This window comes from Bradyrhizobium sp. 482_C4_N1_8 (assembly GCF_052075965.1).
In the GTDB taxonomy this organism is placed as follows: Bacteria; Pseudomonadota; Alphaproteobacteria; order Rhizobiales; family Xanthobacteraceae; genus Bradyrhizobium; species Bradyrhizobium barranii.
The window spans coordinates 8,438,491-8,463,902 of the sequence record NZ_CP197231.1 but is presented as its reverse complement, the minus strand read 5'-3'; the positions used below and the strand labels follow the sequence as shown (position 1 = coordinate 8,463,902).

Genomic DNA, 25,412 nt, shown 5'->3' with positions numbered 1-25,412 from the left:
TCCATGGCACGACCCAAAAAGGCCCAGACTGAGGCAGAAGCGACGACGAGCCCCGTCGTTTCCGAGGAGACGGGGGCCCTCAAGAGCTTGTTGCACGCCCTGTCGGGGGCGGGATTCCACCAGCGCGTTGAGCTTAAGCCTAGCGAAGCAGGGATGTCCGCAGCCATCGCGTGGGGCCGCCATGAGGGCGTCGAGACCCCACGCGTGCTCGCGTTGGTCCTGCCATCTAGTGCTTGGGATCGCAGCAACGCTGACTCGGTGCAGATGCTCTCGTACACGCTGCCGCCGCCAGAGACTGCGGCAGACCAGTTCCCACAGTTCGCTGTCGTACGCGACGCTGAAGGCAAACTCGAGGCATTGTTTGATCTCGCCTACCCGCCTCATCAGATCGACAAGCTGCCTGGGCTTCGAGAGATCAACGAATACAAGCGGATCAAGGCTGATCCGACATACCGCTGGTCGATGAAGATGTACGACCGCCTAATGAAGGGATTCAACGCCCTGCACGAACGCATCTACCAGACACATAAAGACCGGGTGAACGGCAAGAACGACATCATCGAGGAGGTCGCAAAACTCCTCTTCCTCGAGTCGTTTCGTCTCCACCACGAAGGTGCGCTGACATTTGAGCACGCCGGCAAGAAACTGGACCTGCGTGACGTTTTCACAGCCTCTTACGTGAAGGCGAAGGGCACCGATGCGGTTGCCGCGATCCACTCCGCGTTCGAGCACGTCAAGGGACACCCTGATTACGTTGTCACCGATGACACAGGCGAGAAGCACCCCATCTTCGACAAGAACACCCACCTTCGCCTGGCGCAACCGGGCAACTACGAAGCGGTACTCTCGCTCATTCAGGATCTTGGGCCCGTTACCGACAACCGCGGCGGGATCGTGAAGAAGCAAGGCACCCTCGCGGACGTCGCCGCCGACGTACTGGGTCGTGCATTTGATGTCTTCCTCCGTGCCAACTTCGAATCGAAGGGCGGCCTCGGCATTTACCTCACTCCAGCGCCCGTAAAGCAGGCAATGCTTGCGATGGCGTTCCACGACATTAAGGAGAGTACTACAGACGCTGCCAGCCTTGTCGCGCGCGATGGTAAGGGCCACCCATTGTTTCAGTTCTGCGACCCCACATGTGGGAGCGCAGGATTCGTCTCCGTTGCGCTCGGCCATCTGAAGCGCGCTCTCGACGAAATCGGTGGCAAGGCCACCGCGAGTGATGAAGCGCGTAAGAAACTCTTCGCCGACCTCTGCGAACACAGTTTCGTCGGGGCCGACTCATCGCCCCAGATGGTGATGCTGGCGCGCGTCAACATGGCGCTGCTTGGTGCCCCGAAGGCCCGGATCTTCTACATCCAGAACTCGCTCACCAGCCCGCAGCTCAAGCCCGGTAGTTTCGACCTCATCTGCACAAATCCGCCTTTCGGAACGCCCAAATTCAGCAAAGGCCAGGACGAGGCAAAGAAGAACCATGACGAGGCGATGGGGGGCATCCTCCAGACATTCCGTTCTGACCTCACACCGCGCGACGGTCGCGGCGGCGGCTTCGATTACTCGCCCTCGGTCACCGGCCTCGCGATGGGCGGATCCCCCAATAGCAAGGGTGTGTGGAACAAAGCTTCCACAAATACGGATCCGGCGGTGCTGTTCATCGACCGCTGCCTCCAGCTGCTGAAGCCCGGCGGGCGGCTCCTGATCATTCTGCCGGATGGCGTCCTCTGTAACTCCGGCGACCGCTACGTGCGCGAATACATTATGGGAACGAAGGACGATGCCACCGGCGAGTTTCACGGCGGCAAGGCTATCGTAAAGGCGGTGATCAGCCTGCCCGCGGATGCCTTCAAGCTGTCAGGTACGGGCGCAAAGACGAGTGTCCTTTATCTCCAGAAGCGCCACGCGCGGAAAGACGATCCAGAGAGGTTTCAGGATGAGCCGCAGGCCGACGTGTTCATGGCGGTCGCGGACACCCTCGGGTATATCGTCAAAAACAATGTTGAGGACTATAGCGCTGGTGTTCCGAATGACCTGGCCGCCATCGTGGGCGCCTACGTGCGGGGCGAGTGATGGAGTCCTTCAGAACCCCATCTCTTTTCATGTCCGAGCGCCTTGATCCAGGACACTACCGTCCGGTTTTGCTCGAAAATGAAGAGAAGTTGAGTCGGTTTGGCGCGCAGCCGCTCATTGATCTGTATCGACGATCCGGAATCGGGCACACCTCAGCGGTTACTCCCCACTACACGACTGATGTCGACGGCGTCCCGTTCATCTCCGGCGGCTGCATCGTGGCCGGTTCGCTCGATCCTGATCAGGCGGAGCGGATCAAGCACTCTGCCCACCTCGGCATCATGAAAGGCTCGAGACTGCAGCCCGGCTTCGTCCTCTTGGTGCGCAAGGGTGAGCTCGGTAACTCCGCCGTCGTGCCTCCTGCAATCGAAGTCAATTGTTCGTCAGAAGTGATGTTTCTCGATTTGAATCCTGGAGTTGATCCCGGGTTTCTCTCGTCTTACTTCAATTCTCGTCACGGACGCATGGCATTTCTGCGACAGCAGCGCGGCATGATGATTACGTCCATCAGCCTCTACGACGTCCCGGAATTGCCTGCACCAAGAGTGAATGATCTCACTGCACGCTACATCGGGGACAAGGTTCGACAGGCGGAGCGTTTGCGCTCGCATGCCCGTGCCCTCGAGGCGAGCGTTGCTATGGTCCACGCGAAACACATCTCGCCCCCGGTGGGAATCGACTTCGGCAAGCGTACTCGACGATTGCCTTCGAACGATCTTACGGAGCGGCTTGACGCCCACTTTTACCCAGCAGCAGTAGAGCAGTATCTTAAGCAAGTTGGAGGTCAAACGAAGTCTCTTGAAACTTTGACGTCCCTGGTTACGAACGGACAGACCGAACCAGAGGCCGAGATCGGGGTGCTTCAAGCGACCGTGACAAACCTCGGTCGGGGCTTTCTCGAAGGAGAGCTTCGTACGGTTGAGCGTCCAGCTAATAACTCGCGAATGCTCAGCGCTCACGACCTCCTCCTTTGCAACGCCGCACACAACAAGAGCTACATAGGACGTAACGTAAGCTATTGCCAAACTGATGCCGGCGTATACCCCTCGACGGAAGTGATGCTTCTTCGCGTGGATCGAGAGCAAGTCCCTGCGTCATTTATCAGGCATTACCTCAAATCAGATATCGGCTTCCTGCAGATACAGTCGACTATTCGCGGTATCTCGGCGCACTCTTATCCGGGAGACGTGAGACTTATTAAAGTCCCTATTCCGAATGTGCCTGCGGTCGATCGTGCCGAATGGTTCGCGACCGATGATCGGATGCTTCGGGCGGGTCAATGTGTCGATGCGGCAAGGCTCCTAACGGTTGCCGCTATTCAGCTCGTCGAGTCGTTAATTGAATGCAAGCGCTCAGAGGCGGACTTCGTCGCAGCACAGAAGGGGCTGGAATCTGGCGATCAAAGCCGTGATCGCGCCCTAATTCAAACTCTGTGTCGCAACGCTAACGGTGATGGACCGGGTCTTTTCACCGATCTAGACGCCCTCTACGCGCTCATAAACGACGCGGATAAAGCCGGAGGCGGGGACTGATGAACCTCTCGGCTCTCCAAGGGAGCGCCCTCGTGCGCGTGGTCGACGATCTCAAGGCGCTTATCACCTCCGGCGAGGTTGCGAGCCAATCACTGCGGGCGCTGTCCGCTCCTCGGGACGCGGGTCTGTGGCTCGACGACGGTGCGCGACTCGTCGCGACGTCTCAGCTCGTCAGTTTGGCGAACGTGCTCCCGACCTATTCCGAGACGCTGCCTGCGATCTTCTCGCTCTTTTGTGAACAGCGGGCGGCGTGGCTGCGCATCGTCCTCGCTCGGCTCAGGGAGATCGGCGAACGGAACGACGTTGCGGGTCTTTGCGGAACGGTCACAGCGTCGGGGCCGCTTGCCGCAGAACTCATCGCAGGAGTAATCCCATCGCTTGCCGAGACTCGGTCGGGCGAGCTCGAGCGACTCGTGTTGCCTGCAGCTGCGCACGAGGCACAGGCGTTTCCGGTCCTGCTGCGCGCACTCGCAGCGACAGCCGGCCCGGTTAAATCACCACCGACATCTGTAGGTTCAATCCCGGGTGTCGTCTGGGATGACCCCTCGAAGACGTGGCAGCCGGGTCGGTTGATCAGACTTCCCTCTCTCGATGACACGGCCCCAGCGGCTGTGGTACTCTCGGGTGCGCTCGACGACCGTATAGGCGACGGCGATTCGATGCGCTGGGTGCTTCAGCGGCCCTGGGCTTTCCTGCTTAGCCAAATGGTATTTACGAAGGAGGCCTGGGAGGCCGAGCGGGTCTCGGGAGGCTTGGCGTTTGAGCTGGAGCACGCTCACGTCGCATTGTTCCAGAACCCGCCACGAGTCAATGTCGTTGTAACTCTTCCGACGGGTGAGGAGGTTCAGTGCGGTTCGCTCGGTGAGTTCGTGCTGGAAACGCTCGCACAACTCGACGTGACCGTCCTCGCTCATCGCGTTTCTGCCGCTGTGCTTGATGACCGTCTCGCAAGTGTCGTCGAGGTGCTCGTGCGGCGCGAGGTCTGGCGGTTCGATCACGGATCCGGTGGCAGGAGTCCCGGGTACACGATTCACCCATCGTTCTCCGATGCTTGCTACCGCGCCCTCGGCAGTCGCGCTTTCTACCGCCTTGGATCCCACATCACCGCTGCGGTGCGCCGGGTCGCAGAAACTTGGGCCCGCGGGAGAGTCGGACGAGCAGGCGGTTTCCTTGAGAAGGGCGCGACGTTATGAGCGTGCTATATTTGGAGCGACCGTCCTTCTGGACCGATACGCGTGATGGCGAAGCTTGGTTTCGCGCCCTCGCCACGCTCATGCGTGCGGATCCAGCGCTTTGCTCGGGGAGCCCGCGCGCGGTCTGGCAACATGTCCTGAGCAAGACGCTCTCCCGCCGAACTGCGCTCGGGTTATTCGGCGCCGTGACCACGTCTGATGGCGCATTGCTGCACGGAGCCGGCTTGATGATCAAGCACGGGTCGAAGTGGCAGCTCCATGTAGACGCCGCAGATCTGGTGTCGCGCTGGGAAAGGCAGTCCCCCGGTATCCTGACAGACTTTGCCGAGTTCCTTGTGCGGAACAGCGTATGGCTGCGTTGCCTGCTGTGCCGGCTACTCGATGGTGACTGGGTCCTAAAGGATTGGCAGCAGGTCCGCTCGCGTCGCCGCGGCATAACTCCCGGAGAATCTCTGATCCTCAAGCGCTTTGCCGAGCCAGAACACTGGTTAGAAGGACTCGAGCAGCGCTCGTCCGCGCGCTGGCTCGTGCAAACGGGCTGTTCCAATCTCGCCGTTCACCCGGATGTCCTTCGCAGAGCTAGTCGGCGGGACGATCTGTCGCTTTCCCCGCTGACGGCGCCGCTGCACCTGCTCGAGACTGTTGGATGGATAACATCGCAAGGTGCCTTGCAGTTGCCTGTCTCGCTCGTCGCCGACCTCACAGGACAGGTCACCGCGGCGAACGCGCTAACCGAAATAACAAACCGCCATGCTGACATCCGTGGCCTTGTGGCAGCGGAGCTAGTCCTGAGGGAGCTTCTCGCGACATTCGGAGCCAGCCCGTCCGGCGAAGACTTTAGCCGATGGATGGACCTTCTGCTGGAGACTTCTGTATCCACCGGTGCGCTCGAGATCCTGTCCGCCGAACCCGGACAGTCGCGACACGGTCGAGGCTTGTTCGGCGACCCGTCGCGCAAGCTCGTGCGCTGGGTTGTCCACCCTGAGTTCAACGATCGCTTCCAGAGTTCGTGGGCTGCGCTTGAAAGTAACCGAACCGCACGACACCCCGCTCTGCCAAGGAGATGACGCGATGATTAACAAGGCCAAGCACCAGTGGGCAGCGACGGGCGTTTCGAGCTATCCGCTGACGCATCCCATCGTCGGGCAGGGTCGCTTCTATGAGGCGTTCCGGCACTTCATTCACCTGGTCGACGACGAGGCCGAGAAATTCGCCCACGTCTTCGCGGTGATCGCGCAGTGGGGCGTCGGTAAATCGCGCCTTGGCTACGAACTCGTGGCGCAGATCAACGGCACTTCGCGAGGCTGGTGGGTACGAGCGGACGATGGAGCATTGGCGCAGGCCAATCTGTTCCACGACGATACGGACCGTGAGCAGTACCTGGGTCTCTACATTCGCTATAGCCAGGTCGCCAACGATTACAACAACGTCGACAATTGGTTCGCCTATGGACTTTATAAGGCGCTGCTACCCCTTGCGCGTGGAACCTTCGATGGCTCTATTCAGGGCCAGATCGCCAAAGAAGGCGCCGACCGCCTTATTGTTGCGGGGTTTGATCCGAAGAAGCTCGCTGTTGTACTCGAAGTGTCCGCCAATCACTCCGACGAAAAGCTCTACGAAGATCCGGAGCTCGCAACGCGCCTTTGTCAGGCGGCGTATACGTATCTTCATTCGCTCGGCATCAAGTACGTGCTGGTTGTGCTGGATGAGCTCGAGACCGCCGCAGAGGCCGCTACGTTCGGACTCGATGCTACCGACATCAAGCACCTTGACGGGCGAGCTATCAAACTTATGGGAAAGGCGATCAAAGAAGAAGACCCGCGCAGGAAACTGCCTTGGCTCCGGTACGTGGCGCTTTGCTCACCGGCCATCGGGGACGAGTTGCGTGAGATTCAGTCGACCGCCCGGCGCTTCGAGCTGACCGAGCTTCAGTCGAACGCGTTCTCCGACGTAAGTGACTTCGTGCAGACGCTAACGCAGGAGGGGCGCCTAGCGGAGGCCTATCCGCAAGGGCTTGTCGAAGCCGCTTACGCAATGAGCGCCGGCAACTTCGGCTGGTTCAATGTCGTCATGGCGAGCATTGACGAGCGCTTGCGCGACAAGCGTGCTCGTGGCGAGAAGGACGTGCCGACAGTGGGCGCGCTTTTCGATGATCTGGTGAAGGTGTCCGGGCGGGTCCAGCAACATGTGCTCGACCATCACGCGATCGAGATGCTGAGAATTCCTGACCGTGCGCAGCTCGCGACCGCGCGTGATTTGCTGTACGGGCAGCTTCCGGTTTCGCTCGACACTTACCCCACCGAAACGCGAGCGGCCTTACTCTCGGCACGCAACGAATATGACGAGCCTGTTGCGACCCTGTTTCGCCGCGTGGAGTGGGATGAGCTGGAAGCTGCGGAGGCCCTGCGTACATCAAAATTTACCCGTGACCGCGGCATGTGGCGTCTTGGCGGCGTCGATCAGCCGCTCGATCTTCGTCAGCTGCTCTCAAATCTTGGAACCTACGCGATCCACGAGACAAAGGGCCTGCGGCGCAACGATGGCAAGCACACGCTGCTGGTGCCGCTGCGGCAGGCGGACTTCGTCCACCTCGTCTCGCTGCTTTACCCCCATCCTGCCGCAGAGGATGCGGCACGCGCAATATGGCGTAGGTTTCTCGGCGCTGAGGACCTTGGCCTTGATACCGCTACGCACGTCGGACCAAGTGTTGAGATGATTGCCCGTCTCGACCTCAGATACCGCAAGCAGGGGCAGACTTCTCTTATTTTCCGCGATCCCGATCAGAACGCGGCGCACGAGAAGGTGCTTTCGACGCTTCGTTCGCAAAGCGAGCGCGACCGTGCGCGGCAGGTCCTTGTGGGTGCGATGCGCGTCATCGACCAGCACTGGACCTACGATTTCGCTCCCTCTGGCATTCGCGACGAGGCGCTCAACATCGTTGCGACGTCGCCCGGGAGTCGCGGCACCTCCGGTGGCGGGCTGGTCACCTTTGATGGACTCAAGCTTCATCCGAAGGGCCGGCTGTTATTCGCGTGGGTCAAGAACGAAGACGAACTACAGCGGCTGTGCAAAGCTGTCAGTGCGCAGTTCGGAGAAGAAGGACGAACGCCTCTTGTTGCCTTCACCGCGTCCCGGGCCCTCGTCGACATAATGGCAAATCCGGCCGGCGACACGCTGAAGGGCGCCAAAAGCTATCTCCTGCTGTATCAACTCACCTCGACGGAAGAACACATCCTCCATCAGGTGGGCGTCCCGACAGCCTCTTGCGCGGGCTTCCGGCTCGACGGCCACGGCTTTACCACCGCGTTCACCGGGCGCCTTCAGAGTCTTTTGCGCCCATTCGCCGACGAGGCAGGCCGCTTCCGGCAGCGGCTCAACGAGCTCGGGCGGATTGCTTGGCCTCTGCGCTCGTCCGGCAAGCTCAAGGATTCGGAGCAGGAGCTTCTCATACGGGCATGGCGAATCCTCGCGATCGACACCGCGCAGCCCGCGTCGCTCGCCAACCTTGACGAGAAGTCGGGCGTTGACGTTGAAGAGCTCAAAGCGCTTCTCGCTAAGTTGGGAGTCACCCCGAAGGCGCGCGCAGCTGGCTATAGCGACAGCGAACGTGCTGGGTTATTTTCTCGGCTCGACGATGCGGCAGCGCCTCTGTTTTCGCCATTTCTCGTCGAGACGATTCGACGCGTTCTAAAGGGAGACTGGACCTTCCCGCTTGCCGAGCGTGAGTGGTTCTGGGGCTACTCGTGGGAAGGTGTGAAGCCCAAAGACACCTACTTCGAGTGGATGTCGATTGTTAGGTCCCTCGGTTTCGCGAAAGAGCAGCCGAGCGCCAAGAGCGCCGATGCTTATACCGCTCGCACGCGTGCCGAGCTGCGTAACTCTGTCCAGGAGGCCGACAACTGGCTCACGAAGGAATACCCGAAACTTGTACGCGAAATGGAGGGGGTCTTCGGCGCCGGCCGCGTTCAGGAACTCTTCGCGCCGGAGGCAGGCGGACAGCCTGGGGCTAAGACGCTGACGGCCCGAGGCAAGTTGAATAGATCGAACATGGACCTTAACGCTCTCGACACAGCCGAGTCAGCGACCGTTACTGCGGATTCACTGTGCTTGAGTGCGCAGCGACGGCGGCGCGTCTTGAGCGATGTCAATTGGGTCTATCGCCGCGATGACTATCTCGCGATTCAACAGGACCCGAACGTCAAGACGCTCGACTTTGAATCTGACGATGTTCCTCTATGGCAGCGAATCCGCCGTGCGTCGCTCTTTGTCGCCTTTGTGCGTCGCGCTGAGGAGCGCATTCGCGCCCGGACTATCTCGCTGGCAGATGAGATGCGCGCCGATGCTGCAGTGCTACTGGGCTTCCCGATCGCCCTATTCACGCTTTCGCTCGAGAAGATCGCACACATTTTCGACGGCGCCATCGCCCCGGCCCTCCCTGCAGGGGCGACGGGGCTCCTGCAGGCGAATGAGCCCGGTACTCTGCGGCAAAATCTGCGCGACCTGAAGGTCGCTGAAGCAACGGTCCAACTGGAGAATCTGGCTCGCGAGGCGGGTGTCGACCTCACGACTTGGGTTGAGCGTCCGCTTGAACAATGCGATGGTCAGATCGTCGCAGCCTTCCGTGACCTTAAATCGGTGTACGAGAGGCTGCGGATGGATCTGTCAGGGGCGGCCGGACGTCTGCAGACGCTTTCGGCGGTCCTATCCAACGCGCCGGCAGACTTCAAGTATCCGTCGGCCGTTCTTGGACTCGACAAACTGCTGGGGAGGCCGACCTTCATCGAGGGCGCCCTGGAGAATGTGCGCGGCGACGAAGTAGACCGCCTACGCTCCGAGTTTGATGGCCCTGCGCGCCTAGGGAATTTCGAGCCCTTGATGTCGCGAGCTCGCGACCTTCTCGAGGAACCGCGCAACTCCCTGACGCAGTTGTTGGGCCATATCCTCTCTGCAGAGAACGCCGTGGCCGGATATCGGAAGCACCTCGTCGAGGGCGCGGACCTCCTACGGTCGCAGCGCGGGCTCGAAGCGCTAGCAACGGCTGTGAACAGCGCATCGCCGAAGACGCTCAGCATCCGGGACGTTGAGGACGTGGGCGCACTCTCGGAAGCGTTGAAGCTCGTGAAGGCACACGCTCATGAAAACACCGTTGCCGGCGGAAAGGTGCTCGGATCCGCGGGCGTGAGCTTCGATCGTTGGTGCGAGATCGTGGCGGCGCTCGATGCGGGTCGTGACCCCGCCCTGGAAACCCAGGAAGCAGAAGCATTAGTTGGCCGCGGTCTCGTGGAGCGCACCTACCGGCTGGGAGGGAGGACGTGAACGTCCCCGTTCTGCTCCATGGCACACTCGCATCGCATCGGCGGGGCCAGGTCCTGAAGGAAGCCCTGTCGGCCGCGCCGGCCAAGAGCCTCCCAGACGGCCGCGCGATCGTTCTCGCATTCGCGGACGGCTTCCAAGCCGCCGAACCGGAAGAACAATCCCGTTTAATTGAGTGGACGCGAACCCCGGGGCACCTGCTCCTCCTCGTCCCACCATTTGGCAGAGCACAGTGCGAGCGCCCGGTAGCCTGGCGTGCGGAGCGCATTGATAGGGTGCCCCAAGGGGGAGAAGGACTCGCAAAGGTGCTGGGCCCGGAAGTCGCTTACCGGCTGACGGGCAACCTGCAGACACCGTCTGTTCCCGGGGCAACCTGGAGCGATCTGAGTGTCTGCATGGGGGCATACCGTCTGCACCCCGCTGCAGGGCTGTTTGTCGTTACTTGTCTTCCGATTTGGTCGCTCGCCGTACTTGACGCTGCTCCGCAAGTCGAAGGATGGCTCACACGCCTGGCTGACCTTGCCGGCGACTTACGTGTCGCGCAGACGTCGGAGCTCGCTGCGCTTCGGCCGGACCACTACGGGTTTCTCGTGTTTCTACTCAGCCACGCCTTCGAGAACGAAGAGCAGGCAATCGCTGGTCTGAGCTCCTCTATGATCTTTCGCTTCTCCGGCGAGAACGGTCGCTCGCTTTTGCGAGAATTGAATGAAAGAGGTCTTGTCGTTGGCGCTGCGCCAACGACGCAGGCGTATGAACTCGTCATGCAAAGCCCATACGCTCCCTACGTCAGTGCGGTTCGCGAGGTATCCAAACTATGAACACCAACAATCGAACGCTAGCGCAGACACTTGCCGTTCAATCGCAGGTTCATCTGCCGGGAACGGTTGGCCGCTTGCTCAAGCAGATCCGCGACCTTGAACGCGTTGCGCCGCTGTTCGTGAAGGCAGGCCTAGTGCGCGCGGTGGCCCGCCCGAATCCTATCAACACGCGCGCGGCTGGCATCGCCACCCATGCTTCGACGACGAAAACCATCGGCGGCTTCCTCTATGGAGCGGCTGCGTGCCGTTGCGATCTGCTCGTTGAGCAGAACGCTATCTCGACGGCTGGGCAAGACAGTGCATGTGAAATCGACGACATCAACTTTGAGAACCAGTCGAAGCGGATTGCGCTCGCGTCAATGCGGCAGGCGTATGAGTTGGCAGACAGGGCGGTCACCGAGGAGCGCGCGAGGCTTATTTACCTCGACACTCCGCTGATCATGGATCGGGGGATGGTTCCACCGTCGGACCCAGTGGGCGACGAAGGTTACAAGGCCGCCTATGCGGCGACGCTGGAAACAATCGCGTCATTCTGGTCCCGTCACCGGGAGCACCTTTTTCCGTGGCGGGCGGAAGGGCCTGTCATCGTAGGCTTAGCATCGCAACGGTTCGGCGCAATCGTTCTTTCGGCGCAGCAGGATCTCCGGATCCAGGAAGGACGCAGTCAGCTGCTCCCTACCGAGAACGTCAACCGCGACCATTTGCAAGCGCTTGATGGCATCCGCGACGCAATTCTCGGCGTGGGGGAGCGGCGGTTCGTGCATGGGATTCTCGGCAGCTTTACGAGAACGGCTGCGTTCCGCATGAATGTGCACACGCCGCGTATGGAGCCTAGCTCAGTTGTCGATCTCGGGGTCATCGGGCTGCATTTCCGCGCGGGGCAGACGACGCAGCCACGACTGATGCAATTGATTGGCGATGCCCCGGCATGGACTGCTTCAGCAATCGATGAAATCGTCGGCCTGACCATGGCCCTAACCGCCGTCGGCGGCGCGGCGTCAGCACCTCTCCCGGTTCAGTTGGCTGAGCGTGAGCTCAATGCCCTTGGACCATTCCTCGAACACTACAGCCGGAGTGTCGCCAGTGAGCTTAAGCGGCGAGATCTCGAGGGCTTCTGGCTTTCGGACTGGGACCTCGCGACATAAAGGAGAAAGCAATATGACCACCCACGTACTTGGCAGACTGGTCGGCAACACGGGCGACCCTACGAGCCTCACGATGGTGCTGAACTCGTCTTTTGCCGGTCGGCGCGGTGAATTCGTGCGGGTTCGCCATCGCGAGCGAGAGCAGGAAGCACAAACCGACGTCCTCGCACGCATCGTCAGCATTAGTCGAAGCAATGTGCTGTATAACTCTGGCCTCGGGCAGGCAGTAACCGAGCTCGAACTCTTGCCTGGAGCGCAGGTAACGGGTGAGCATGTGCTCGGTAAGCTCGAGGCGATCGGATTTCGAGATCCTGCCACCGGGCAGATCAAGATGCCACGTCGCGCGCTAGATCCGGGAGCTCCGGTAGAGCCGGTTGATTTTCAGTTCCTAAGCGCGTTCTACGAGTTTCAGGAGCACTCCAGCCTTCATATCGGGAATCTGGTCGGATATGAGCGGGGTGCTACCGCAGTGCCCGTCTATTTGGACGTGAATCGTCTGGTGACCGAGCATCTCGCCGTGCTCGCAATGACAGGTTCGGGGAAGTCGTACACGGTCGGTCGTATCATCGAGCGCCTTGTCGCCCTCAACAATGGAACGGTCGTCGTCTTTGATCCGCATGGCGAGTATGGTCGCGCATTGCAGGGCGGGGAGATGCGGTTTAACGAGCGCCCCGACGAGCTAGATGACGAGCGCGACAAGGCTGCCCTGCCGGCGATTCGGGAAGCGTTCAATCGCATGCGCGAGGCCGGCGCAGGGATTTCAGTTTACAGCCCTCAGAACACCTCGTTCCGCCAGAAATATGCTGGCTTGAATCAGGAGCTTGCTCTGCAGTTTGATAACTTCGAGATGGACGATCTCAGCGAGATCTTGCCCGGTCTCACCGAACCACAGCAGCGTGTGCTTGATGTAGCTATCCGTTACTGGATCGCGCATGAAGTAGTGACACCTCGCGATATCAACCGTCTCCGTTATTACCTTGGCGATGGAATCGACGAAGTGCGACAGTGGGATGAACTTAGCCAAGCGGAAGCGACCGCACTCAACGGCCGGAGCGCCGCAGTCGCGTCGATGAAGCTTTCTCGAGTGCTGCAAGAAGCCCAAAGCTTCTACCACTCTGGCCTTCCCAGCGCGACAGACGTCTACGAAATGGTGGGACGACCAACGGACCGCCGCGGTCGCCTCGTGATCGTAGACTTGCAGGGACTCAGCGATACCGCGAAGCAAGTCATCACTGCCCTAATATCGAGCGAGATTCTGCGCGCGGCTTCTAGCAAGACCGATCGTGTCCGTCCGTGCTTCATCGTCTACGAAGAGGCGCACAACTTTGCTCCAGCGGGGGAGCCGGCGGTCAGTCATCGGATTATCAAAAAGATTGCCGGCGAAGGCCGCAAATTCGGCGTTGGGTTCGCAGTCGTAAGTCAACGTCCGTCGAAGCTCGATCCGGACGTGACATCACAGTGCAATACCCTGATCGCCATGAGGCTGCGAAATCCAGACGACCAACGGTTCATCGCCAAGACGTCGGATATGGTGAGTGCCGCTGACCTTGACCAGCTTCCTGGGCTCTCGACGGGTGAAGCGCTCATCTGCGGTCGTTCAATCCCGGCTCCTCTCTTGGTCCGTATCGGAACTAAGGCGCTGGTTCATGGTGGAGAATCGCCAGAAGTTCTCAACGTGTGGGGCAGATTCGGTGCCTAACGTCACAGACGCACAGAGCAGGCTCACCGTCGAAGCCGTGGCTTCCCATCTCCCCATGTGGACTGAGTGGGGTGTGCGCGACGCTGGGCACCTGGTGCACAGCCTCGGTTGCACGTTCTTAACGGCCGTTGGACGCGATCTCGGCTTCGCCTCTATCTCCGAAGTGCCTGCCCCGCACGAAGGTGTTCTTGCGCATGTTGAGGAGGACGTCCGCTCCGATTCGGTATGGTTTGAGCGGTCCACCCGGCGTGTCGCGCTTGTTGCCGAATTCGAGCGATACGCAGGTAAGCAGAAGGACCTCAGTCCAAAGGTAGAGACGCTCTTACTCGCTCAGCATCGTTGGGCCTGCGAAGGAGCGACGCTGCTGCTTGCCTACTGGAGCGTAGGTCTTGTCTCGTTGCCTGACCACGACAGCTTCCGCAGAATCGTGCGAGATGGCTTCAGCGCCATTGGCGGCGTGCGGGTTCCAGGCAATCCACGAGCAAGGCTCCTCTTTTACCAGTTTGTTGTTCGCGCAGGGCAAGACGGACTGCTCCGTCTCGAGAGTATTCTTCGAAGAGGCGACTCATGACAACCAAGTTTTTTATTCCCCGTGCCGACCGACGTCTCGGCGATCGCTACGAGCTATTGGAATGCCTAGGCGACGGCTCCTACGGATGGGTGTGGAAAGCGCAACGGGTGGTGGATGGTGCCATCGTCGCCGTGAAGATTCCGAAAGCCCAGGGGAAGCGAAACGAAGAACTGGCCGAGGGCTCGTTCCTGATCGGACAGGTCCCACACCCGTGCGTGGTCGATGTCTACTGGATGGGCCGCGTTCCGCCCGAGCGCGAGTGGTATGCGATCGAGATGGAATACTTCCCCTCCGTGACTCTCGCGCAGATGCTTGATCAAGGCGAGGAGGGGTTCGTCGCGAGTTATGCAAGATTACTTGGCGTGTTCGAGAAGGTTATGGAAGGGTGCGCGCATATTCATCGCGTCGGGATGTCTCATGGCGACATCAAGCCACAGAATATATTGGTCTCGGCTGAACGCGTGAAGTTGACCGACTTCGGATCGAGCATTTTGCCGGAGGACATGTATGCTAGGACGCGCGAAAATGGTGGTACCATCCTTTACTCGGCGCCGGAAATCGTAGGAGCGACCCTAGCGGCACGCGATTCCTCGGCGCGTTACCTCAGCGATATCTATAGCCTTGGCGTACTCATCTATCACCTAGTTACGGCGCGTCTTCCTCACGACACCTTGAGTCAAGTCGCGCGGCACGTGCCATTTGCGCGCGCTCGTGAGTTAAACTCGTCAGTGTCGCAGGCGCTGGACGACTTTATTGATCGCTGCCTCAAGCTGGAACCTAACGATCGCTGGCCAAGCGTGGATGCGATGCTGGAAACATTCCGGCAAGTACGACGAGCGCAGCTCGAGTTCACGCCAATCCGAATTGTCGCCCGGCCAATGGCCGCACACGAAGATTGGTCGACACAGGCAGTTCGCCTCATGGAGAAAGGAGAATATCGCGAGGCCGAGCTCGTGGCGCGAGCCGAATTCGAGACTTCTCGGGATGAACGGGCATTCCTGGTGATGGTTCAAGCATCCTACCGGGAGGGGCGATTCTTTGACTGCATTCGAGACATTGAGGCACGGCCAGAGGTGGTGAACTCGCCGACGCCGGCGGGCGCGGAGCTATGCCGCCTTGCGCTCGCAGCCTATCTCGAAATTCGACAAGTTGATCAGGCTCGGAATTTCGTAGAGCGTTGCCTGGCGGAGACGCCGGACGCCCCAGACCTTCTGCTCAAGCAGGCGTCGATCTTCGCGCTCGACGCGAAGTACGAGATGGCGGCGGAACAACTGCTGGCGCTTCATCGGCGGCTGCCCGGCAAACCGGCAATCCTCCGGCGCCTAGTCGCAGTGTATGAGCAGATGCGAGACACCGGTAAGGCGACTGCTTTCCTTCGCGCTTACCAGAAGGCTGTACCAGATGACGAGTGGGCGGTTAACAAAGCCGAGCATTTTCGCGCTCTAGGGCTTGTTTGATCAATAAGTAGTAAATCTTGATGCGCTGTGCGCGCGAGCGTGGAATCGGGATACTCGCGGCCGAGCTCTAGGTGGTGTGGACACTTAACGCAGCCATAAATGATGGCAGCGAGAGTGACGACGGCACGGTAATTTCGGGCGGTCTTTTCGAAGCGGCTTGCGACGCGACGGAACTGCTTGAGCTTGCTGAAGCAGCATTCCACGAGATGGCGCTGGGCATAGAGGTGCTTGTCGGGCGGATGTTTTGTTTGAGCGCACCTTATCGGATGGACAGCAAGCGAGGCTATCGTCAGCGCAACGTGGGTTGATGTAGCCTTAGTGTGCCTCCAGCCTATAGTCATCTGTCTTTGGCAGAAAGGTCCGGCAGCTCGATCCCTATCGCCTTGAAGATATCTCCAGGTCGCCCCTGGTCAACGACGATGGAAATGGCGGTAACGATCTCATCCGCACTAGGCTCGTTCACATGCGCACTGTCATTTCTGACATTGGCGAGATTTTGGAGTCTGTTCATGAAGGAGAGGTTCTGAAGCAGGTCTCGTCCGGGCCAATTGGCGGCCCGAACGTACTTCCGGAACGCTTTAAGCACGTCCGGATCCGCAGACGAGAACGGCCTGGCCGTGTAACGGAGAAGGCGGACCATCCCACCCAGAGAAGGCGGACGCCCTCCTGCAATGAAAGCGTCTACATCCCGAAATCGATCGTCGGGCGCGAGGAGTTGCCCGGCGATCGCCTCCCGGAATGGAATTAACAGACGGTCGACCAGGACCTTCTCGGCCACCTTCGCGGTGAACATTGCCAGCGCGATCTTGAGCTCGGCAAGGTTCGTTAGGCTGTGATGAGCACCCGCAAGCCACCCAGAAAGGGGAGGGCCCAGCGCCCCGATCCAAGGCCACTCGGTTTGCGCAGCTTGTGTTTGCGAAGCGGGAGGCATGATAGCCGCCAACCTGCCGGCCGCGACAAGTTCACCGAGCCGGTATCCGAGGTCCTCGCTGCCGTACTCCGCGAGTCCCGGCCGGTATCGGGCCAATATGTCGCCAGCCCTCTTTAGCTGCCCAAGGCCAACCAGTGTCTCGACGGCCAGACGGAGAATTTGAGGTTCCGAGGGAAGGCGCCGCAACGCATCGGCTAGAACGGCCTCCGCCTCGTCGTCGTCCCCTAGATTGACGAGCGCATCGACGAACACGCGACGCGCGAGAACACAGGCTGGATCGCGTCGCACCGCTTCGCGTCCGCTCTCCCGCGCCCTTGCGAATTCGCCGCGGTGACATGAGACGCTGGCCAGCACCGCGTGGGCCATCGCATCAGGCTGGCCTTCCGGATGCAGGTAACGCTCCGCATCTGGCTGAGCCGCCACTTGCATTGCGAGCCGCTCGGCCGCGTCCGGATCGTCGTTCTCAAGCGCCACCAACGCCAATGAGATTTGAGCCGGTATTTGTTGATCCATTCCTTCCAGAAGCGCGGGGATCTCCCGCGAGGAACCAGCCGCTCGAGCGATTTCCGCATTCAAGATTCGCCAATCTCCGCCGGCCCAGCGGGGCCACTCGAACACTGTGCTCACCAGTTCAGATAATTGCTGGAACCGCTTTGACCGCAGGAGTGCGAGGGCATAAAGTTTATGGATGTCTGCGCTCGGCGAAACAAAAAGTGACGAGTCATCCGGCTCGTAAAGGAGTGAGTGCACGTCTTCGGGTGGAATTACCGTCCCATCATCGACGAGAGCTTCCAATGCGAAGTCCGCCGCCGTAGCTGGCCGACCCGCGAGCAGGTGTCCTTCGGCAAGCAGGATTGAGCGCCGTGGCGAGGGCTCCCATCTTTCCATAAGTGCAGAGACAAAGGGCTCTGCCAACGACGGTTCGCGCAGCTTCTCTATGCTTCGGAAGGCATTCAGGAAGGGCAGGACAAACGGCGGTTCGGTTTCGACCGCTTTCCTGTAGGCTTCGATTGCGGCTGCTCGCAAACCGGCCTGGTTCCGAATGTTTCCCAGAACTGTGTGAAACCGCTCGCCTGCTGGGGCTCTCGACTCGATTAGGGTCAGAGCTTCCGAAGTCCTACCCAGACGATCGAGTGCGACCGCCTCGTTGACGGTTAGAGCGCCCTCGGCATCGAACGGAGCTGCGTCCCGCCAAGCCTGGAGAGCCAGTTCATCGTCGCCAGCCTGACTAGCCATGGTGGCCAGACCCGACAGAAATTCGAGCTGTTCGGCGGGTTCGATGTGCGAGCGTCGTCGCCAGGCACGATTGAGCAACACACGTCTGCCCGGTGCCCCAATAAACTCTCCGACCACATCAACGATAACCAAATATTCGCGCGGATCGAGCGATTCGTCGCAGAACGCTGCAATAAGCTCGTCCTTCACGAGCGGGTGCGCGCTAGGGATCTGCTTGGTTTCGCGCCAGAGCCTTCTGGCATCTATCGACCGCCCCGCAGAGAGGAGGGCAAGCACCAGGTTATCTCGGTAGAGCGGGTTGGTGGGCTCAAGGCTAACCGCCTTTTTGTGGTACTCGATCTCCTTGAGGTAATCTTTTTCGATATAGGCATAGCTGTTGCCCATAAGGTGTAAGGCGCATGCGTAGTGCCGGCTATCGGGGGCCATGTCGTCGATAGCTGTCTTAAGGTAGTTCCGCGCTTTAACGGCATCTTCGAGCATCGCACGGGAGGCTAGGTTCACGAGTGCAAGCGCGCTCCGAGGGTTGGCCTCGATCGCCCTGCGATACATGGCCACCTCGCCATCAAGATCGCCCGTCTTTTTCGCGATTAGACCGAGAATGGTCCATGCTTCGTCTTTACTAGGGTCGGCAGCTACAACGGCATCGAGAAGAGGCTTTGCTTGCGTCAGTTGGCCCGCGACGTAGCGCGTATACGCGAGATGGTAGGCGGCAGACATATCTGCGGGATCGCGGTCGTAGACGGCCTTTAGCAAGTGAACCGCGGCCTTGGCCTGTTCCGCCGGCGTATGCCGAGCGAGATCGGGATCGCCGAAGCCGATTTTCCGAAGCACCGCCTCCTTCCTCAGTGCTTTTAGGTCTGCGCCTTCCCGCAAGGCCGAGAGCCACGCGCGGTCAGAATCCGTGGCGTTGACGAAGCCAACAGCACGGGACAAAGACGCAATTGCCTCTTCCCGTTTGCCCACACCGATCTCAGCCAAGGCTTTCAGGGACAGAATGTCCCTAGAGTCTGGTGCGAGCTCCGTCGCCCTCCGGAGGTAGGGCAGGGCCAGCGAATCTAGACCCCGGCTACTGAGAATCCACCCGAGATCCATCAGGCAAGCGATGCTTGGGTTGGGCAGGTTTGCCCCTTCAGTCAACGCATCAATACCTTCGTTGATGGCAGACTCTTCCTCGTCCAAAAGGCCGTTAAAGACAAGGTATTCGCCCAACATCCACCATTGATCAGGTGACCTTTTGTCGGCTGGCAGCGCACGTATAGCCAAGATGGCAAGATCACGATCGGACCTAGCTGGATAGGTGCGCGCGAACACCCCAAGATGGCCCGATTCATAAGAGTTACCCGTTGCGGCTTGTACAATCTTGAACGACTTCCCACCTGCCGAGTACTTGCGGCGGCTCTTACCAAAACCTCGACCCACTTTGCTCAAACCTGTTCGAGTTGATAGCTTCGCTAGTTGATGTATTACTCAGCGTGACCTTGCTCAGCGCCTGCTCAGGTTCGCCGCAAGCAGCCATTCCAACAGGTCGGGTAAAGGTCAAGTTAAATAATCGTGGATGGCAGCGCGCGCCTGCTTGAACGAGGCGGACCGACTGATATTTCCGAGCACGCCAATTGTGGCGCTCCAGGATTTGCAATCTTCCCATGGTGCGTTCAACAGGTTTCGTCGTGCGGCGCGATTCGCGGCGTGTTCACAGCTACTATCGGCGACGTGTGAGCGACCTGCCGCTGGCTGGGCGTAACGTACAGCTCTTGGTGATAGCCAGGCGATTCCGTCGCGATGCAGTGCTTTGCGGCCGACAGATCTTCACCGAGCGATTGGCTGAAGGCGTTCTGGCTCCGTCGGCGCGGCGAGCCTCCATCAGCAGTGAACGTTTCAGGGTTTGTCCGACAACATTAGAATTATTTGACAATGCAATTATAATTGGCAGTCTTCTCCGCATGTTGAATATGCGACCGCCCTCGACGAGCCGAAGAGAATTCATCCAAGGACTTGCGACCGCAATCCTTACTCAAACCGTGCCCAAAGTTTTGGGTGCATCAGTCCAGGTGTCAAACGAGGGCTTATCAGAAAGCTCCGTTTTCGCTTGGCAGGATGCCCGTGCCGCAGAAACGGCAGTCGATTTCTGGACAGCCCAATTGGGAATGGTCGAGACCGATAGCTTGCCAGCGTCTGCACGCGTTATCGTCAAGTGGAGCGAGGTGTGCTTGCGTCGAGCGATCCATTCACAGGTGTCCGAAGCGAAGCGCGCCATTACCGATTATTACGGGATCGCCATTAGAAAAGATGGCTCGAATTCGGAAGATTACGTTCGTGGTAAAAACCCACTGTCAACCGCGCTGACTTCGGTTTGCACCAAGGCCCGAAATGGATCTGTCGCCTTGGTCGATATTGGTTCGCGTGGATTATCCAATCTCGACTGGGCAGATATCATCCCGCTACTGAAGCATTCGTATAAAACCGTTATTGGCGTCGACTATGCGTTTCCCGAATTGGACCTACTCGATCCCGATTTCAAAGACCTAGGCTGTCCGACCGACCGCGCCTCCTGGAGCGTGCTTATGGCCTGCGACGAGTGGAGGATGACGTCTGATGATCTGCTTTCACCAAATCCGATCGTCTCCTATGAACAACGGGCCGAGCTCTACACCGCTTACGTGAGTGAGCTCATTAGAGATTTGTCCAGCAGACGGGTGTAACTGACAAAGAGCATCTTTGCGGCAGGAAGATCGAGGGAAGACAGAATGATCATGGGGCAACGGTTTCAGGAAAATATAGACAAGGACTTTTTTGCTCGCCCGGTCGAAAAGGTGGCGCCCGACCTCGTCGGTTGCTTTCTGTTCACCATTTTTGACGGCAAAAAAGCCGGCGGAATGATCCTTGAAACAGAAGCTTACGACGAGAACGATGTATTTTCCCATTGCTTTGTAGGGGGCAGCGATGTCGCCAAAGCTGAAAGTGGTCAGATGTGCGACGAGCCAGGGAACGTCTACCTCTACTGGGCGGGGGGACTCGCGATCAATATCTCCTGCGATCGGAATGGCTTCGGCAGTGCTGTTTTGATCAGGGCGATCGAACCGCTCGAGCAAAGCTACGCTGAAATCATGCGAGCCTACCGCCTTGAGGTGCCCGGGGCGAGCAAGGAGTTACGTGGCGAAAACTTCATGGCAGTTCTTGCAAACGGGCCCGGAAACGTCGGAGATTCGCTGGGCCTTGATGACTCTGAATACAAGCTTTCCAAGAGCGGCCAGCTTGCGATTTTTCGGGACCCGTTCGAACTCTACCACCGGTCCGAACCGTGCTCTCCGCTGGCGACCGCCCGCAAGGGTCTGGACAAGATGTACGAGAGGTTGGTCAGAGATGATTCCGGCAGGGCCGGCCACAAGGATGCAGAAGCTCACTTGAAAAGGGAATTGCGCTGGGTTCGATCCTGACAGAGCTAGAGCCGCATGACGCGCAACGGATTTGTGCCTGACTGGGCGCCTCATTCTTTCTGCTGGATGGCATGGGGTCTTCATCCTGAATGGGGTGCCGCGCTTCGTGAAATGGCTGACGAACTGCAACAGATTATTACCGCAATTTCTGATTTCGAACCCGTTCGTCTGCTGACGCCGCGGCACTTAGCGCGCCAGGCCAGGGCGAAATTCTTAGGGGCCAATGTTAAGATCATCGAAACGCCGGTCGATGACATCTGGATGCGTGATATTGCGCCATTGTACATCGTCCGTGGGTCTGAGGTGATTCCGCTCGATTTGAATTTCAACGGGTGGGGCGCGCCGAAACTGCGCCCGCAGCGCCCCGGGGACCGGTTGGCAGGTACGGCACGAAATCTCTTTGGCGGTGAGATGATCAACGCCGGTTTCGTCGCCGAAGGCGACGCATTCGTTGTCGGGCGCGATGGCGTTGTCTTTACCACCCGCAGCTGCCTCCTGAACAGGAATAGAAACCCCCAGCTGAACGAAACAGATATCGAGTTTGAGCTCCTGCGTTTAGGGGCCACCAAGGTGATTTGGCTTGATGGCGACGCCGGCGAGCAGATCACAAGCGGACATGTGGATGGGTACGTCCTTCCAACGGAATCCGGCGAGCTTCTTGTTCAAGCCTGTGAAGACGATGATCCCTGCGCGGAAGTGAGGGATGCAGATCTAGCCCGCTTGGGCGCTCTAAGTGAGATGGGCGGAAGCCCGTTCAGGCTTAAGATAGTCAAGGCCCCGCGGATCACACCCTCAGAGGACAGTCTTTTCGCCGCGACCTACCTCAACGCGTACACGCCAAATGGCGCGGTGATTGCCAGTAAATTTGGCGACAGAGAGAGGGACCGGGAGGCGCAGATAGCCCTCGCGGAAGCATTTCCTGGGCGCGAGGTTCGGATGCTCAGCACCCCAAACATTGCGCGAGGCGGTGGCGGCATCCGCTGCCTTGTTCAGCCCGTCCCCGCCGCCAGGTGATGGTAGCAAAACACTCGGCGTCGCGAGAGCGAAGATGGAGTGGGTCGCGCTCCTCTGTCGGCCGACCATCAACTATCCGGGCGATGCCTTCGTTTCGCATCTTCAAAGAGGATTGGGGCAGCATCAGTTAGAGAAAGTAAGCGAGCGCTATCGTCGCTCTTGTCCTTTGCCGCATCCCAAAGTTCTGCGCGACAGTTCTCCAGGGCTTTCTTGTCGTCTTTAGTCAGCACGCAATGTGGACCTTTTGATCCCCGGTCCCAGACAAAATAGAAATGATCGGATGGCAGACCGACCTTGGCTTTCCATCCCTTTACCGAAGAAAAGGTATGGAAGAAATGACCCACCTTCATTCTTTCTTCGCCGATGTGGCAATCTATGAGGAAATGATCAGGGGGAAGTTCCGGCCAGTTTATGTACCAGTCTAGCTTATCAAAAACATCGTCACCAATATTCAGGAACTTTTTGATTCTCTCCGCCTGGACTTTGTCGCGCAGGGTTTCAGATGCGACCCGCTTTTGCTCTTTGCTTGCAGGTTCCTTGTACATAGCTAAGGCAATCGAAACCTGCGGCGGTACCCTGCCTCGGTTCGATATCACAAACTCAAGCAATGAGGGTTTTCGTATTGGGCTCTTGCCGCCGGGTGGCCTCGCCGCAGCCGCGGCTCTAAGATCCAGATCATCGATCCTTTCACTTCCCGTTTTAAACAGCCTCTCAAACCAAGTCTCGATCTGATCGAGCTCAGTCTGGTCGTCTACGAAGACACCAGCCTCAAGCAAGCTGCTGGCCAGAGATTCCTCTTCCGGCAATCCATTAGATGAGGCATTTGCGGAACTGACGATCGCGCCTTTGCTTGTCCATATAACTTTGGCATGGATGTTGTCACACTGGCGCGCCCTTTCTCCGAATTGTTTTATTACTTCCGGAGCAGATTTTCCGCCGCTGAGACAACATACGATCCGAATGTTCGTTCTGCCCGGCTCGAGAGGGAGCAATTCGAGAGCTTGCGAACCCCAATAGGCAATTGCAAGGTCGATTCTGCCTTCTATTCTGCACAGTTCCTTAATGCGCTGGGTAAGTTCTGATCCATATAGAAACTTCATAGAGTTGCTCCCCCTGGCCAACTACATTTTGATCCAATTTTCGTGAAAGAAAAATCTGGCTCGTCGAGGTGAGCAAAACGAAAATTTGTGCCATCGATCGATGCGTAGTGAAATTTTGTTCGCGTCAAGTAGGATCCGGCAAATGAGTTCTCGCAAATGTATTTTATTCCGGCAAAGTTTGAGTGCGACAAGTCGGTATTGCGCAGAGACGCGCTGCTGAACATTATTCCCGAAAAGTAACCCATCACTCGCGCACTGTCGAAATTTGAGAAACTCAGGTCGGTGTTCACGAAGGTTGCCCTTGGCTGCCAACCGTCGATCGAGGGAGGCGGGATGAGGACGAACGGCGATGGCCAGCCCCAGACAACATCATTGCACAAAGCCCTTCTCAAAGTAGCGCCGCAAAAAATTGGGAGCTTTAGCTGAGACCAAGACAGGCGTGCACTCTGCAGTGACGCGCGATGAAAACTGACTTGATTGGCGGTAGTCCCAGATAGATCTGCTGCGGTGAAATCTGATCCTCGCAGATCAATGATCCCCGGTTCGTGAGACAGGAAGTCGAGCCCCGAGAGGTCACAATCGCTGAAAACTGCTCTTGCTCCGCGGCTGTCATCGCTAAGCCAGACCGCATGCTGCACGGCAGCATCCTCCAGGTCGCGTTGGCTGATGCGACGCTTATGGCCCTTGGGTACGACCGGACCGTAAATGCCACTGGCACTTGGTACTAATCCGACAAAGCCGCCGAGTTGCTGAAGGAATCCTCTCCTGGCCAGTGTCTTCATTCATTCGAATCCCTAGTCCGAAACATTTCAAGGCAGAGGAAAAGCCCGGTAGCTTGATAAACTGCTGGGATGACAAAAACTGACTGCCCCAGGGAGGACTAAGGCAGGGCGGGAAAGTCTGATCTGCGGTACGGCTCGACCATTTTTCGAAGGGTGTCGGGTGCCAAAACCTCAACCTGGTCACCCCACATGTAGAGGTGCCAACACATTTCCAGATGCCCAGAAGCGCTGAAGCGGACGATAAGGGACCCGTCGGGCAGGTCCTCAAGGACCTGTTTTGGGTGAAACAGGAACCCCCGTGCGTGCGGGGCTGCGTTGGGTTTAAACTTCCAGACCACCTCGCCATATTCCGCTTCATTCTGAAACGCGCCAAAGGCCTTCTGTGCGTGCTGGTCGATATCGAAACCAGGGTCGCGTACGAAGCTCTCGCCGGTGAACTCCGCGCTCTGAATTCTCTCCGCCACGTAATAGCGCAGCGGGCCATCAACATCTCCCGTTGGCCTCGCGACCAGGTAGCGTCGGATCCCTATGAGTACGCCGTACGGCTCGACAACTCGCAGGGTTGGCTTAGCGGAGCCGTGGGAACGGTAGAGGATTTTGAGACGCTGAGAAGACTTCAGCGCCGTAGAAATCGACGAAATGATCTCTGGCGGAATGCGCGCGGCTGGTCCAGGTCGTGAGGCAAGGCCTTGGGCCTCTAGGAGTGCTTCGTGGTCGGTCTCTACGCGGGCGATTTTGTTGCGCGGCACAAGAGCCAATATCTTCTCACGAAGATGGCGAAGCTGGGTAGCCTCTACATCCAGCGCGTTTCGTTCAAGGGTCTCTATCGACAGATCCAGGGCTGCTAGTTCGTCCGAGGTGAGCGTGAGCAAATCGCGCAGCGCGCCGGTTTGAAGCCGCCAGCGTTTGTGTCCATCCTCATCAAAGCCTGATTCGGTGTCCGGAAATTGGGCCTCAAGCGCGTGCATTATGCGTTGTGCTGTGCGTCTAGAAATTCCCAGCCGCTCCACCACGTCGTCGAGCGTTACGCCCATGCGCCGGCCTGCGACGAAAGTCGCAAGTTCTAACAGCTGCTGCGCTTTTTCGAAGGACATTGCTGGGGACCCGGGGGTGACAGCTA

Annotated in this window: 16 protein-coding genes and 1 pseudogene; 12 read left to right on the top strand and 5 right to left on the bottom strand. The window is 58.7% G+C overall.

What is annotated here, in order from left to right; translation table 11 throughout:
• The first annotated feature begins 3 nt into the window (after positions 1-3).
• From AB7Z56_RS40105 to AB7Z56_RS40065, 9 genes are all read left to right on the top strand, one after another.
• Positions 4-2,067: an HsdM family class I SAM-dependent methyltransferase gene (locus tag AB7Z56_RS40105; protein ID WP_441256802.1), complete on the top strand. Its 2,064-nt coding sequence runs from the start codon at positions 4-6 to the stop codon at positions 2,065-2,067.
• On the top strand, positions 2,067-3,599 hold the full coding sequence (locus AB7Z56_RS40100; protein ID WP_441256801.1) for a hypothetical protein: 1,533 nt from the start codon (positions 2,067-2,069) through the stop codon (positions 3,597-3,599). The genes AB7Z56_RS40105 and AB7Z56_RS40100 overlap by 1 nt, the downstream gene beginning before the upstream one ends.
• Positions 3,599-4,792: a hypothetical protein gene (locus AB7Z56_RS40095; protein ID WP_441256800.1), complete on the top strand. Its 1,194-nt coding sequence runs from the start codon at positions 3,599-3,601 to the stop codon at positions 4,790-4,792. The genes AB7Z56_RS40100 and AB7Z56_RS40095 overlap by 1 nt, the downstream gene beginning before the upstream one ends.
• On the top strand, positions 4,789-5,859 hold the full coding sequence (locus AB7Z56_RS40090) for a hypothetical protein (protein ID WP_441256799.1): 1,071 nt from the start codon (positions 4,789-4,791) through the stop codon (positions 5,857-5,859). The genes AB7Z56_RS40095 and AB7Z56_RS40090 overlap by 4 nt, the downstream gene beginning before the upstream one ends.
• 4 nt (positions 5,860-5,863) lie before the next feature.
• Positions 5,864-10,108 carry a hypothetical protein gene (locus AB7Z56_RS40085; RefSeq protein WP_441256798.1) on the top strand — a complete coding sequence of 1,415 codons (4,245 nt, stop codon included), beginning with the start codon at positions 5,864-5,866 and terminating at the stop codon, positions 10,106-10,108.
• Positions 10,105-10,923: a hypothetical protein gene (locus tag AB7Z56_RS40080; protein WP_441256797.1), complete on the top strand. Its 819-nt coding sequence runs from the start codon at positions 10,105-10,107 to the stop codon at positions 10,921-10,923. Before AB7Z56_RS40085 ends, AB7Z56_RS40080 begins: the two co-directional genes overlap by 4 nt.
• Complete coding sequence (locus AB7Z56_RS40075) at positions 10,920-12,068, top strand: hypothetical protein (protein WP_441256796.1); 1,149 nt, start codon at positions 10,920-10,922, stop codon at positions 12,066-12,068. Before AB7Z56_RS40080 ends, AB7Z56_RS40075 begins: the two co-directional genes overlap by 4 nt.
• A gap of 13 nt (positions 12,069-12,081) precedes the next feature.
• On the top strand, positions 12,082-13,767 hold the full coding sequence (locus AB7Z56_RS40070) for an ATP-binding protein (protein ID WP_441256795.1): 1,686 nt from the start codon (positions 12,082-12,084) through the stop codon (positions 13,765-13,767).
• A gap of 567 nt (positions 13,768-14,334) precedes the next feature.
• Entirely contained in the window at positions 14,335-15,795 is a 1,461-nt protein-coding gene (locus tag AB7Z56_RS40065) for a protein kinase domain-containing protein (protein ID WP_441256794.1), read from the top strand.
• Between the two features lie 84 nt (positions 15,796-15,879).
• Here AB7Z56_RS40065 and AB7Z56_RS40060 read toward each other — a convergent pair.
• Both AB7Z56_RS40060 and AB7Z56_RS40055 read right to left on the bottom strand, forming a co-directional pair.
• Positions 15,880-16,115, bottom strand: a pseudogene (locus tag AB7Z56_RS40060) (IS5/IS1182 family transposase); the annotation flags it as partial.
• Positions 16,116-16,132: 17 nt separating this feature from the next.
• Entirely contained in the window at positions 16,133-19,381 is a 3,249-nt protein-coding gene (locus tag AB7Z56_RS40055; RefSeq protein WP_441256854.1) for a tetratricopeptide repeat protein, read from the bottom strand.
• Positions 19,382-19,605: 224 nt separating this feature from the next.
• On the opposite strand from AB7Z56_RS40055, the gene AB7Z56_RS40050 reads away from it, so the two are divergent.
• The 3 genes from AB7Z56_RS40050 to AB7Z56_RS40040 are packed head-to-tail and all read left to right on the top strand — an operon-like array spanning position 19,606 to position 22,410.
• A complete protein-coding gene (locus tag AB7Z56_RS40050; protein ID WP_441256793.1) occupies positions 19,606-20,661 on the top strand; it encodes a hypothetical protein in 1,056 nt (351 codons plus the stop codon).
• 45 nt (positions 20,662-20,706) lie between these two features.
• Complete coding sequence (locus AB7Z56_RS40045) at positions 20,707-21,396, top strand: DNA-3-methyladenine glycosylase (protein ID WP_441256792.1); 690 nt, start codon at positions 20,707-20,709, stop codon at positions 21,394-21,396.
• A 15-nt stretch (positions 21,397-21,411) separates the two neighbouring features.
• Complete coding sequence (locus AB7Z56_RS40040; protein ID WP_441256791.1) at positions 21,412-22,410, top strand: agmatine deiminase family protein; 999 nt, start codon at positions 21,412-21,414, stop codon at positions 22,408-22,410.
• Between the two features lie 68 nt (positions 22,411-22,478).
• Here the strand turns inward: AB7Z56_RS40040 and AB7Z56_RS40035 are convergent, their stop codons facing one another.
• The 3 genes from AB7Z56_RS40035 to AB7Z56_RS40025 all read right to left on the bottom strand — a co-directional run bounded on the left by AB7Z56_RS40035 (position 22,479) and on the right by AB7Z56_RS40025 (position 25,386).
• The gene (locus AB7Z56_RS40035; protein ID WP_441256790.1) at positions 22,479-23,510 is read right to left on the bottom strand and encodes a phospholipase D family protein; all 1,032 of its coding nucleotides are present in this window, start codon (positions 23,508-23,510) and stop codon (positions 22,479-22,481) included.
• Positions 23,507-24,292 (bottom strand): pentapeptide repeat-containing protein, encoded by a 786-nt coding sequence (locus tag AB7Z56_RS40030; protein ID WP_441256789.1) that lies wholly within the window; start codon positions 24,290-24,292, stop codon positions 23,507-23,509. The genes AB7Z56_RS40035 and AB7Z56_RS40030 overlap by 4 nt, the downstream gene beginning before the upstream one ends.
• Positions 24,293-24,390: 98 nt before the next feature.
• Positions 24,391-25,386: a helix-turn-helix transcriptional regulator gene (locus AB7Z56_RS40025; RefSeq protein WP_441256788.1), complete on the bottom strand. Its 996-nt coding sequence runs from the start codon at positions 25,384-25,386 to the stop codon at positions 24,391-24,393.
• Positions 25,387-25,412 lie beyond the last annotated feature (26 nt).